The sequence below is a fragment of the Halobacillus trueperi genome, from assembly GCF_003386945.1.
Classification (GTDB): Bacteria; Bacillota; Bacilli; order Bacillales; family Halobacillaceae; genus Halobacillus; species Halobacillus aidingensis.
In genome coordinates, this window is record NZ_QUAE01000013.1 from 50,175 (window position 1) to 62,702 (window position 12,528).

The window sequence follows — 12,528 nt, forward strand, 5'->3', positions numbered from 1 at the left end:
AATTAACCTTTCACCACTGGATTTACACCCCACCATCCGTTTCGTTTTCGAATGGTTACGATCTGACCGATATGGTAAGCGTTATGCATGAATAAATTCGACAGAGTCTCTGCCCACATTTCCAGCTTTTCTTGACTGCATGATTGAATTTCTTGTCTGAACATCGTCATGACCACTTGGAAGTCAGCCACTCTTGAATGCCACTCCATTTGTCCGTGATTTTGAAACGTATCATAGTGACGCGGGCGCTCTGCCACTTCCTCACCACGGAATCGGCTTAAATACCGTTCATTGTAAAAATAAAGATGATGGACGATTTCCGCAATGGAATGGGGTTGACCTTGCACTTTTTCTACCGCTTGTGGTTCTTCCAATTCTCTTACGGCATAGTTGAAGCAAACGAACCAGCTGTTTTCATCATGAACGGATTTCAACTGCTCCAATAAAACTTCTCTTAAAGCCATTTCACCACCTCCTCGTTTGGATATTCCCTTTTTTAAGAGCCTTAAGTCCATCCTATTGGAAAAGAATAGTTATACCATTTATAATGGAAATAACTGATGATCCTCTCAACCCACTCAAATAGAGGCTCATAGAACAGAGAGGAGCTTGCGAATGGAAACGAACCAAGCTTTACATGACTTTCTTTTGCAGAAAGCAGAGGTTTTAACAGAAGATTGGTACAATACGTTAAACCAACATGATGTGTCAGGGGTATATGCTGCCCAGGACAAAGAGATCATCAATCATTTAAAAGCTCAGAATTATGAATTTCACAAATATATGCCCCAACTTTTCATTCTGGATCGCGATCAATTCTTTAAAAATATTACTGGATGGATTATTGGAATCGGTCGAGACCCCCATCACCTGGAAACTCCAACACACGAAATCATCAGGGAATTTATGCGCGTTCGTGAACAATATCTGGATTTCTTGGAAGAGTTCATCCTCCAACATGAAGCCTCCATCTCCAGGGAGTTGGAAAATGAATGGAAGCGTTTGTTAATTGAAGTCTTTGATGAGATCATGTACAAGGTGACAGAAGAAAAATCCAATCAGTTGAATAAAAAGATTGATCATCAGCGTACGGTTATTAACGAATTAAGTTCTCCGCTCATTCAGTTATCCAATGAGCGTGCCTTACTTCCACTAGTCGGTAATATTGATACCGAGCGCGCTACAGCGATTTTGGAAAACACACTAAAAAATTGTACGGAAGAAAACATTGATGTCCTTTATATCGATCTATCAGGTGTTTATCTCGTCGACACGATGGTGGCTCAACAAATTTTTCAATTGATTGATAGTTTACAATTAATTGGTGTTTCATCTACCGTAGTCGGTATTCGCCCTGAAATTGCTCAGACAGCCGTGCAGCTCGGCGTCGACTTCAGAAATGTCACCACCACCGCCACACTTTCCCAAGCGATGGCCGGCCAATCATTTTAATCAATCGCCCCCCCTCATGAGGGGGGGCGATTTTTCATTTCTTCAATCATTCTCTTCAAAAAAGGAATGGTGTACGTTTCATTCCCCCAACAATCTTCAAGCCACTCCAAATGTTTTTCCATCATAGCAGCCATTTGAACCACAGCCTTTTCATGATGGTCCAAAGAAATCCATCGATACACGTTCTCCATCTCCTGAACGCGAGAGGAGGAAAGAGCATGCGGAACAGCCTTCAAACCAAGCTGTGCTCGATCCGGAGCGTATTTTTGCAAAAGGACCTTCGCCACATTCACGCCTATATCATTGGCTACCTTTACAGCCCAAAGATCATTTCCACGGTCAGCTGCTTTCTTATATTGAAGGAAAAAGAAAGCAATATCATCGACCGCATACAAAAAATCCTTTTTATCCAAATAGAGATTCTGATGTACTTCATGCTTTTCCATGTGTTTTTCTGGATCATAAACAACATGGAAAAAATCTTTATGTATGATTGTTTCATCCGTTACCGTAAAAAGGTCGACATGCAGCAAGTTTTCATATACAGCAATGATTTGAGGAGCGATAATAAAAATATCATCATAAAAAATGATTCGTTGGTAGCTTTCGAGATGCATTTGTCTATTTTTCAAAAAAGCTTCCTTATCTGCCTCATCGACTAGCACATACAAATCTACATCCGAGTGCTCGTCTTCCTCCCCTCGCCCCATCGAACCCTTTAAAAAAACAGCCTTCACAAGATCATCCTTTTTCAAACTTTCCGTTATCGCTTCAACTGCTTCTCTCTGTCTCATCCAACCCCTCCTAAAAATAAAGATTACACCATCATATAATAGAATGAATTTTTTGTAAAAGGAGTCTGAATATGTCTCGACAAAAATCACTGGAAATTGCAAAGCTCGAATCTCTCCTTAATAGAATTTCCATCCACCATCCCTTCCGAGAAGAAATAGCAAACCATCTAGGGCGCTTGTCTGCTGGGCATTTTGGCGAATCAACAGCGGATCATTACATGAAATACTTGCCAGAAAAAAGCATACAGGACATCAGGCTTCACGATAGTATCCAACCTTTTCAAATCGATGCTCTCCTCCTTTCACAGAAATGCTTGGTCATTCTAGAGGTAAAGAACTACAAAGGAGAACTCCAATTTGACCTTGATCACCGGAAACTCATTAGAACGACAGAAGGAAAAAGCGAGATATTTCAGGATCCCTTTGTACAAGTAGAATTACAGAAATTCCAGTTGCAGCGCTGGATCCAGAAGTCTGGCTTTCCCTCCATCCCCATCTACTCGTTCATTGTCATCGCTAACTCAAATGCCTCCCTTACATTTCAAGGAGAAGATCGTAACAAAAGAAAAAGAGTCCTTCTAGTGAAACAGCTCCCTACTCATCTGACAGCATTCTTGGAAGGTTTCAAAGGAGAGGATGTGTGGTCTGACGATTACTTGAACGAATTCTCAGCACAGATTGAATCAGAATATACCCCCTACGATTCGGATGTCATGAAACAATATGGGATCTCTAAAGATGAGCTCATTTGGGGAGCCCCTTGTCCCTCGTGCCGCTTACTTGGTATGATTCGCCGCCGTGATCACTGGCTTTGCGGACGGTGTGGATCGAAATCAAAGGATGCCCATTTACATTTGTTGAGAGATCATCAATTACTGATCGGTGACACTATTACAAATGCAGAATTCCGTGCATCTGCTGGGGTCTGTTCCGTTAAGGTTGCACGCACTCTCCTAAACCAATGTTGCACTCACAACAATCGTCATTCAAAAGGAAGAAAATACACGGTAGATTTAATTAGGTAACTTTCAACAGTGGTTAAGTCACTTTCCTTACTAGTTAGGTTACTTTAGATTTCGTTAGGGCACTTTGCGTGACCGTTAAGTAACTTTCCACCTCCGTTAGGGCATTTTTCTCCCCTACTCAGCACAAAAAAAGAAGGGAAACTCCTAAGAGTTTCCCTTCCGCTAAAAATCTTATCGAATTTGGCCGGTACCCTTCATTAAGAACTTCACTGTCGTTAGTGCAGGAAGTCCCATTGGGCCACGGGCATGCAATTTTTGTGTGGAAATACCGATTTCAGCTCCGAAGCCTAGCGCACCACCGTCCGTAAAACGTGTGGATGCATTGTGATAAAGAGCAGCAGCATCCACAAGTGCAAAGAATGTCTCTGCTGATTCTGCATCTTCTGTCACAATCGCTTCTGAGTGTTTTGTGCCGTACGTTTCGATGTGTGCAATCGCATCGGTTAGATCGTCTACAGCTTTCACTGCGATATCTGTGCTCAAGTATTCGTTCGCCCAGTCTTCTTCACCGGCAAGTACAGAGCCTGGGATGATATCCAGGATATACTCATCGCCGTGCACAGCAATGTTGTTTTCTTTCAATGCAGCGATGAGCGCATCTTTATGCTCACTCAACCACTCTTTATGGACAACGAGTGTTTCGGCAGCGTTACATACCGCCGGGCGGTCTGTTTTCGCGTTCACGAGAATGTTGATCGCTTTTTCAACGTCTGCATGCTTATCGACATAGATGTGGCAGTTTCCAACACCTGTTTCAAGTACAGGTACTGTTGCGTTCTCAACAACGGCCTGAATTAACTTGCCGCCGCCACGTGGAATGAGTACGTCGATGTGTTCTTTCATTTTGAAAAGTTCATTTGTTGCTGCGCGGTCTGTGGATGCGATGAATTGTACCGCTTCTTTCGGGATCTTCGTTTCTTCTAGACCACCGTGCATCACTTCAACAATCGCCTGGTTCGAGTTGATTGCAGAAGATCCACCTTTTAAAACAATCGCATTACCGGATTTCAAAGCTAGACCAGTCGCATCAACGGTCACGTTCGGACGAGCTTCGTAAATCATACCGATAACACCTAAAGGTACGGTTACTTTTTCAACTTGTAGACCATTTTCAAGCGTCCAATCCGTCACCACTTGACCTGTTGGATCTTCTAGTTTGGAAACATCGCGTAACCCTTGGGCAAACTCAGCTACACGCTCTTTAGAAAGGGAGAGACGGTCCATAAATGCATCGGTGAAGCCTTTTTCACGACCATTCGCCAAATCTTTCTCGTTGGCCGCTAGAATCGTCTCGTATTCACGTTCAAGTACATCGGCTAAATGATTAAGCGCCTGGTTCTTCTCTTCTTCAGAAAGAATCATCAATTTTTTCGAAGCTTTCTTCGCTTCAATTGCTTGTGCTTCAACGTTCACATTTGTTGTTAGTGTCATCAAAGACCTCCTTGATTATTTTAAACACCTACGGGCAGGGCAACATCTAAGTGGCAGACAAAATCTTTACGTTCAATGGCTGCTTGTTCATATGATTCAAGTTCAGGTTCAGTCAGGCTGATCATTTCTTCCATTTCATCTGAAGAATAATTAACAACGCCTAATCCAATTTCGTCTCCGTCCAGGTCGTGAATGCGGACAACGGCACCTTTTTCAAAACGTCCCTTTACATGGTGAACGTTCATCGGTAGAAGACTCTTCTTCATATCAACGATTGATTCTTTCGCGCGGTGGTCGATAATGACTTCGCCTTCCGGTCCAGAGTTGAACGCAATCCACTGCTTCTTCTGGTCAAGGTTTTCAGCATCTGTCGTTGTTTCGAAATACGTTCCTGTTGCATTTCCGTAAACAGCATCATAAACGATGTTCGGTGTGTTGGCTTTTCCTAAAAAGGAAGAGATACCGGATGCCATGGAAATCTTAAATGCGTCAATTTTGGATTTCATGCCGCCTGTTCCGACTGCACTACCTGGATCACCAGCTGCGGCTTCAATTTCCGGGGTAATTTCGTGGACTTTATCAAGTAGTTTCGCGTCTTCATTTTTTCTAGGGTCTGCATCGTAAAGTCCATCAATGTCGGATAGAATGACCAATTGATCGGCATCGACAAGACCTGCGACTTTAGCAGAAAGGGTGTCGTTATCTCCGAATTTCAAGCGATCGATTGTAATGGTGTCATTTTCATTGACGATTGGAATAATGCCGCGTTCGAGTAGGACATTAATCGTATTACGTGCATTGTTATAGCGGTCTTCATCAGAAAAGTCGCTACGTGTAATGAGAATCTGAGAACCCATATAACCGTGGGATAGGAAAAGATCGGAATAAGATTCCATCAACAATCCTTGGCCAATGGATGCGGCTGCCTGCTTTTCAGGTAAAGAGCTCGGGCGTTCGAGGCAACCGAGTTTACGATAACCTGCAGCTACGGCTCCTGAGGATACGAGTAAAACTTCGTGGCCGTCGTCTTTAAGTTGGACGACTTCATCTACTAATTTTTCTAATTTACGGCGGCTGACTTCTCCGTGCATGCTGGTGAGGGAACTGCTCCCTATTTTAATTACTACCCTTTTTTTATCTTGACTCAACATATCACTCCTGTTTAACATTTTCGCGTCGATTGGATTCGTTTACTTACTGCCTACAAGTAGTCCTTCAAGTTCTTTGCTTAACTCTTTCGAACGACCGGCTGCTCCTTTAATCGCTTCAGAAATGGCATAACCTCCACCAGCCTGATCAAGAGCGTTAAGCCCTGCTGCTGTCGTACCGTTCGGTGATGTTACATTTTCACGTAGTTCAGTCGGGCTTTCATCGCGTTCCAGCATCATTTTTGCTGCTCCAAGCAATGTTTGAGCTCCGATTTCACGAAGAGTTTCACGATCCATGCCTTCTGCACGGCCTGTTTCTTCAATGTGTTCCATCAAGTAATAGAAGTAAGCTGGTCCGCTTCCCGCTATTCCTGTAAAAACGTCCATTTTATCTTCTTCAATGACGAAAACTTCGCCAATGGATTTCAGTAATTCTTTTGCAACAAGTACATTGTCCATATCCGTAAAACGTCCTGGCGTAATGGCTGTCGCTGATTCGCGAAGCATGCTGGACGTATTCGGCATTACGCGGATGACTTGCTGGCCTTCATTCAGTCGTTCTTCCATATAAGATGTTGAGATTCCCGCAAGTACAGAAACAAGTACTTGGTTTGCTGTCAATTTATCTTTCAAATCGGCAAGTACAGCATCAATATCTTTCGGCTTCATCGCCAAAATGAACTGGTCGACTTCTGCAAAGTTCAATTCATCTTTCAATACCGTACGTACGCCGTATTTATAATTGATTGTGTTTAAACGTTCTTGATTACTTCTATTGGTCACGATGATGTTCTCAGCTGGAATATTACCGGATTCCACCATGCCTGAAATCATCGCTTCAGCCATTGAGCCTGCACCTAGAAAAGCAATCGTTTGTTTAATCATATTGGGTTAATCTCTCCCGTTCGCATTTTTTGTTCGCTTTATTTAAGACGTTTTTCATCATAACACTGGGCAAAACTTATTCAAGGGGTTTTTGGTAAGTCGGGTCTATATACGCCAATTAGTTAGTGTAAACGGTTTCACTGCGAGGTATTTCCATTTCATCGCTTCTCATCGCAAATAATCTCGTCTCAGACATATATTTGGACATTGAATTTTCAAGAAAAGCCGGAGAAAGCAAAATTGAGGGAATTATCAGACTATATTTTTTTGTATGCAAACATAAAAAAAACACCTGTTGAGGAACTCAACAGATGGTCATTCTTCATTAATGAAATGATTCAGTTTAGCCAGTTGCTGGTTCAGCTCCCCGATTGGAACAAAGCGTGCTTTGCGGAATAGTTCTTTCCCTTCGGAGTAGATCAAAACGGCAGGCACCGTCATGACAGAAAACTCTCCCGCAACTTGTGGAACTTCATCAGCGTTAACATGCCTGGACTCAATGTCAGGATATTCCTTCAACAAGTTTTCCACTTGCGGAAGCAAACCATGGCAGACCGAACATCCCGGCCTCGAAACATAGACGATCGAAAGCGATTTTTCTTGAACAAACGTATTGAGTTCTTCAATGGTGTTTATGGATTCCACTTTTCTCACCTCTGCTCCATTATATCAAGGAATAGATCGAAATGCCTGTATGGAAACTTAATTCAAGCGATCAGGATGAACCTGCTGGTGCTGCTTTGTTTCTACTTCTTTAAATAAATCCTCAGCAGGCGGTTTTGCAGTTGGGATCTGTGTAGCCTGATCGGGATTTAACATCTGTTTTAACGAAAGGATTTGTTGGTACAAATCATCAATATCCTGCTTTGTAGCTGGCCTTTTATGTTCTTTCAATTCATACCCGACCTGCCCGTTTGGTTCCAGGGTCGCCGACTTAAGGTCAGCAATGGATGTGATGTTGCTCTGCCTTAACTTCATTTCCAGTTGGTCGACGGTAAAACGTAACTTCTTAATATTCTTCTCGTTCAGCTGTCCGTTTTCAATAATGGAAACAGACCTGCCTGTGAGGAAACGTTCCATAAAATCGAATTTTACCTGGCTGAATTCCATAACCATCAGTGTAAGAACAAGTACTCCCCCCACGCCGAACGTCACCCATATACTTTTCCCCGCGACAGGTTGGATCAATAAGGAACCGATCGCAATCATGATAACCGTCTGTGATAACGTCATCTGAGAAATAGACTTCCGGCCAGCAATACGTAGAATGATTGTTCCTACAATAATAATGAGTACAGCTTTCCAAATCCAATCCATATCATCAATCACCTCTATATCGTATGTTCACCTAAATAAACCAAGATATTCGCAAGGAAGGGATTGCAAATGGGAATGCTTTCCGCTATAATTTTTTCAAATATAGAAATTCTAGGAAAAAGAGAGTAGCTACCAGAAACAGAACAGCGACTCAGGGGTGGTGGAAGCCTGAGCAGGATTTCTGTAGTGAAACGGACTTTTGAGAAGCTTTCCTGAATCATGGAGTAGGGAAAAGCCGGGGACGTCCCCGTTAACAACATCGAGTGGCTATACGATAGCTATAAGAGTGGTACCGCGAGCACAAACCTCGTCTCTTTTTTAGAGACGAGGTTTTTTATTTTATGGAGGTGTCGTTTATGGAAAAACAAATACTTGCCCTGCAAATTGCTCATATCCTTGGGGAGAATTATCAACGAGATTGGGTGAAGCAACAGATTGAAACTCCTAAGCAGCCAAACCACGGCGACCTGGCTTTTCCTTGTTTTCCGCTGGCAAAGACATTGAAAAAAAGCCCGCATCTGATCGCTGAAGAGATTTCCAGTCATTTAAAACATCCGATATTTAAAGAAGTGCAAACAGTAGGCGGCTATATCAATATCTTTCTTGATCAGAAGTTTGTCGCTGAACACACATTGAAACAATTTTACCAAGATCCAGAAGCCTATGGAGCTCACGAATTCGGAAAAGGAAAAACCGTCGTTCTTGATATGTCAGCTCCGAATATTGCCAAACCTTTTTCCATGGGGCACTTAAGGTCTACAGTCATTGGAAATGCTCTCGCTAACCTTGCACAAAAATGTGGATATGAAACGGTGAAGATCAATTATATCGGAGACTATGGGACACAGTTCGGGAAACTACTTGCCGCTTATCTTAAATGGGGCGAGGAAGAAAGTCTCAAACAGAATCCGATTAAAGAATTGACCCGCGTGTATGTAAAATTTCACCACGCTTCGAAAGAGGATCCATCTTTGATTGAAGAAGGAAGAGAATGGTTCAAGAAATTGGAGAATAACGATGAAGAGGCTGTTACCTTGTGGAAATGGTTCAAAGCCGTATCTCTGGAAGAGTTTGAAAAGATTTATAAACTCTTAGGCATCACATTCGATTTGGTCCGTGGCGAAGCCTACTACAATGACAAGATGGATGGGACCATCGACATGTTGCAGGAAAAAGAATTGTTGGAAAAATCGGATGGCGCACAAGTCGTCCGCCTCGATGAGGAAGAGTTACCTCCTTGCCTGATTCGAAAAAGTAATGGCACGACCATTTATGCAACGAGAGATTTAACAGCTGCGATTGATCGCAAGCAGACATATGATTTTGATGAAGCACTCTATGTCGTTGGTCATGAGCAAACCCTTCATTTTCAGCAGATCAAGCATGTATTGAAAAAAGCAGAGTTTTCCTGGGCGGATCAATTAAAACATATCTCCTTTGGAATGATGCTTCAAGATGGCAAGAAAATGTCTACTCGCCAGGGGAAGACCGTTTTACTTGAACAAGCGCTCCAGGAGGCTATTTCACAGGCAGCCAAAAATATAAAAGAAAAGAATCCTGATTTGAAGAATGCTCAAAAGGTCGCGGAACAAGTAGGAGTAGGTGCCGTCATCTTTCACGACCTTAAACACGATCGTCGCAATGATGTGGAATTCTCCTTGGAGGATATGCTTACCTTTGAAGGCCATACGGCTCCATACCTCCAATACACCTATGCGCGTACCATCTCTTTATTAGAAAAAGGGAACTTTGATCACAAACATCCTGTCACAGACGTCCAAGCAGAAGCCGCGTGGCCACTGATTAAAACCATACGTCTTTTCCCAGAAGTGATTGAGAAGGCATATCAAGAATATGATCCATCCAAGCTTGCCAGACACCTCCTGGATGTCGCACGTCACTTCAATAAATTTTACGCCCATACAAAAGTGGTGGGAAGTGAGGAAGAACAAGCGCTTCTATCATTGATTTATGCCGTTAACTATCAATTAAAAGATGGTTTGTCCATCCTCGGCATCCAGGCACCTGAAAATATGTAACATAGTGAACTTTAGCACTTCCACCTTTCTTCTATTATAATAAAAGTAACAAAAGGGAGAGGAGCGCATCCTATGTACCCGATTTATTATGGACTTGCGATCATTGCCTCGGTAGCCGCATTGATAGGCACGATCGTTATAGCTAAAAATGTAAACAAACCCGAAAACACATCTTCACCAGAAGATGACGCCAAGCAGTTGAAAAACGCAGGAAGTGACACAGGGAGCATTCCGTTACTGACGACCATCTACGCCATCACATTTGTCATTACAGTCATTCTTATGTGGATTTTCATTTTTTAACACGTTTAAGGAGAAGAGGTGCGCCTTTTCTCCTTTTTTGTTTTCACAAGGAAGACTTCACAATAAAATCAGCTTGTCTTTCAGGCTCGACCGTTGCTATGTAGTAATCTTCCGCTTTCCAGTACCGTTCTTTGAATTTGTCGATTTTCTTTCTCGTTTCCTCACTTTCTCTTGAGAATCTTAATTCTCTCGAACACTGTACATAGACCATAAAATCAAAAAAACTTCGCCATTCCTTCCTTTGTAAAAACACACCTTCCATAATAACTAATGTACTCTCTTTCTCTAGTGTTTCGAATAAGTCTTTCTTTAACGCTTTGACATCCCATTGCAGAAAGTAATATTCGTACCATGGTTCATATCCTGTATGGTATCTCTTCTCTCTTTCCACAACATAATCATCGATATGATACGTTACGACTGGAATAGACTTTTTCTGTAGTTCCTTTTTTATTTTCTCCGTAAGCGTCGTTTTTCCTGAACGACTCAAACCATCGATTCCTAATACGAATCTTTCTCCTTCATTTAATAAAGGAATTCTTCGAATGATCTCCTCAACCACCATCTCCTCCCCTCCTTTCCCTCATTTTTTCTATTCAAGTATATGGCAGGATTGTTGAAGACTTAATTTCGAGACTTTTGTGGGAGTTTAGGGCGGAGGGAAAAGGTTCGCTTTCCGTGGGCGAGTGATGAGCCTCCTCAAGCTAACGCTCTGCGGGGTCTCATCTACCACGCACTTCCCACAGGAGTCTCACCGTTTCCCTCCGCTCCTTTGCCATATGAGGTTCTCGAAATCCCTCTAACAGGAACCTGCCGAGCTCTGTAAAAAGGCCCTTTTCATTAAAGCCGTTATAGAGTCGTTTTAACCATAGATCCTGCAAGAATAAGGCGCGGGAACAGGGTCTGGGAAACGTCCGCATGAAAAACGAATGGAGACACGAACGTGTGTGTTTTTCTACTGACTATTTCCAAACACCCCAAATCGTCGTTTCCCTGACCCCGTATCCATGGCCAGGAATGGTCATTCATTATTTCAACTAGGCAAGGCTTTCTTTAAGGATGCGCGGTATGTGCTCCTAGCGCTCCCGCGGAAAGCGAGCTATTCCCTCAGCCCCATCCACTTAACAAAAGTCTCGAAACTGAGTCTTCAAGAATAGGGAGCTTTAATTGAACACTTAGTTCCTGAACTTTTGTGTAATACTCTTTCTCGATTTACAGTGGTGATTCCTTTGTCACACGGGAGAAGAAAACTTTTTCTCAGTGAAAATGCACATAAATTTTTCAACACTGACACATACTCTCGATAAATTCATGTTATCTTTCGAGTAGGTCTATGAATATCTTAATAACAGAATGGTCACTAGCTCATTGACGTACAATCTCTTTCTTTTGAAAAATTTAAGGAGTTGGCTAATGTGAACCAATCCCATATGTTTCAAAACCTCACGCATAAAAAAATGAAGTTTGAAGAAGTGTTTTCTCATATTCTAACGTTCATGAAAAGTGAGCCCATCGGGGATTACAAGCTCATGATGGGGACCGATTCCCAAGTTCACCCCTCCCACACCCTGTTCATTACCGGTATTGTCATCCAACGAGTTGGAAAAGGAGCCTGGGCCTGTTTCCGCAAAGAAGTGGTACACAGAGAAATGACGACATTGCATGAACGTATTTCCTATGAAACGTCCTTAACGGAGCAAGTGGCTGCCTTATTTACGGAAGAGAAGAAGAATGATCTCATCGAAGTCGTCCTCCCTTATATTTATAAAGGAGCAACGTTTACAATCGAAGGTCACATTGATATCGGGAGTGGAGACCGAAACAGGACAAGAGTCTATGTAAACGAAATGATGGCAAGAATCGAGTCGCTCGGAATGGAAGCGAAGATCAAACCGGATTCCATAGTCGCAAGCAGTTACGCCAATCGATATACAAAGTAATGGAAGGTGATCATGGTTGTATCAAAAAGCCGTTACCTCTTGTGTGTTTGGAATCATGTCCATCTTTCTTCCTTTTATCGGTATCATTCTTGGATGGGTAGGGATACTTTTTGCAAATAAAGCTCTTGGTAAACTTTCCACCGAAGAACCGGGATACCGTTTCGCCTTAGGAGGGAAGGTATGTAGCATCCTTG

General features: G+C 42.6%; 13 protein-coding genes and 1 other annotated feature. Of the genes, 5 read left to right on the forward strand and 8 right to left on the reverse strand.

Annotation, left to right across the window (positions count from 1 at the left end; all coding sequences use genetic code 11):
• Window positions 1-2: 2 nt before the first annotated feature.
• Window positions 3-464, reverse strand: a complete 462-nt coding sequence (locus DYE48_RS14645) for a DinB family protein (protein WP_089653327.1) — start codon at window positions 462-464, stop codon at window positions 3-5.
• 151 nt (window positions 465-615) lie between these two features.
• Here DYE48_RS14645 and DYE48_RS14650 point away from each other — a divergent pair, with 151 nt between their 5' ends.
• Window positions 616-1,452 carry an STAS domain-containing protein gene (locus tag DYE48_RS14650; protein ID WP_115824270.1) on the forward strand — a complete coding sequence of 279 codons (837 nt, stop codon included), beginning with the start codon at window positions 616-618 and terminating at the stop codon, window positions 1,450-1,452.
• A gap of 14 nt (window positions 1,453-1,466) precedes the next feature.
• Here the strand turns inward: DYE48_RS14650 and DYE48_RS14655 are convergent, their stop codons facing one another.
• Window positions 1,467-2,246, reverse strand: a complete 780-nt coding sequence (locus DYE48_RS14655) for a nucleotidyltransferase domain-containing protein (protein WP_115824271.1) — start codon at window positions 2,244-2,246, stop codon at window positions 1,467-1,469.
• A gap of 71 nt (window positions 2,247-2,317) precedes the next feature.
• Between DYE48_RS14655 and DYE48_RS14660 the strand changes: the two genes are divergently transcribed.
• Window positions 2,318-3,271, forward strand: a complete 954-nt coding sequence (locus tag DYE48_RS14660; protein ID WP_115824272.1) for a nuclease-related domain-containing protein — start codon at window positions 2,318-2,320, stop codon at window positions 3,269-3,271.
• Window positions 3,272-3,442: 171 nt separating this feature from the next.
• Here DYE48_RS14660 and DYE48_RS14665 read toward each other — a convergent pair whose 3' ends face one another.
• The 5 genes from DYE48_RS14665 to DYE48_RS14685 form a co-directional block, all read right to left on the reverse strand.
• The gene (locus tag DYE48_RS14665; protein WP_115824273.1) at window positions 3,443-4,702 is read right to left on the reverse strand and encodes a glutamate-5-semialdehyde dehydrogenase; all 1,260 of its coding nucleotides are present in this window, start codon (window positions 4,700-4,702) and stop codon (window positions 3,443-3,445) included.
• A 20-nt stretch (window positions 4,703-4,722) separates the two neighbouring features.
• The gene (gene proB, locus DYE48_RS14670; RefSeq protein ID WP_089653338.1) at window positions 4,723-5,853 is read right to left on the reverse strand and encodes a glutamate 5-kinase; all 1,131 of its coding nucleotides are present in this window, start codon (window positions 5,851-5,853) and stop codon (window positions 4,723-4,725) included.
• A gap of 39 nt (window positions 5,854-5,892) precedes the next feature.
• A complete protein-coding gene (proC, locus tag DYE48_RS14675) occupies window positions 5,893-6,735 on the reverse strand; it encodes a pyrroline-5-carboxylate reductase (RefSeq protein ID WP_089653340.1) in 843 nt (280 codons plus the stop codon).
• A gap of 315 nt (window positions 6,736-7,050) precedes the next feature.
• Complete coding sequence (locus DYE48_RS14680; protein WP_089653343.1) at window positions 7,051-7,380, reverse strand: thioredoxin family protein; 330 nt, start codon at window positions 7,378-7,380, stop codon at window positions 7,051-7,053.
• 57 nt (window positions 7,381-7,437) lie between these two features.
• Window positions 7,438-8,052, reverse strand: a complete 615-nt coding sequence (locus DYE48_RS14685; RefSeq protein ID WP_115824274.1) for a DUF421 domain-containing protein — start codon at window positions 8,050-8,052, stop codon at window positions 7,438-7,440.
• A 104-nt stretch (window positions 8,053-8,156) separates the two neighbouring features.
• Window positions 8,157-8,370 (forward strand) — a binding site (T-box leader).
• Window positions 8,371-8,408: 38 nt separating this feature from the next.
• Between DYE48_RS14685 and argS the strand changes: the two genes are divergently transcribed.
• Both argS and DYE48_RS14695 read left to right on the forward strand, forming a co-directional pair.
• Window positions 8,409-10,091, forward strand: a complete 1,683-nt coding sequence (argS, locus tag DYE48_RS14690; protein WP_115824275.1) for an arginine--tRNA ligase — start codon at window positions 8,409-8,411, stop codon at window positions 10,089-10,091.
• A 72-nt stretch (window positions 10,092-10,163) separates the two neighbouring features.
• The gene (locus DYE48_RS14695; protein WP_089653353.1) at window positions 10,164-10,394 is read left to right on the forward strand and encodes a hypothetical protein; all 231 of its coding nucleotides are present in this window, start codon (window positions 10,164-10,166) and stop codon (window positions 10,392-10,394) included.
• 43 nt (window positions 10,395-10,437) lie between these two features.
• Here DYE48_RS14695 and DYE48_RS14700 read toward each other — a convergent pair whose 3' ends face one another.
• Window positions 10,438-10,959 (reverse strand): AAA family ATPase, encoded by a 522-nt coding sequence (locus DYE48_RS14700; protein WP_115824276.1) that lies wholly within the window; start codon window positions 10,957-10,959, stop codon window positions 10,438-10,440.
• Window positions 10,960-11,824: 865 nt separating this feature from the next.
• Between DYE48_RS14700 and DYE48_RS14705 the strand changes: the two genes are divergently transcribed.
• A complete protein-coding gene (locus DYE48_RS14705) occupies window positions 11,825-12,334 on the forward strand; it encodes a ribonuclease H-like YkuK family protein (protein WP_089653524.1) in 510 nt (169 codons plus the stop codon).
• The last annotated feature ends 194 nt before the right edge of the window (window positions 12,335-12,528 follow it).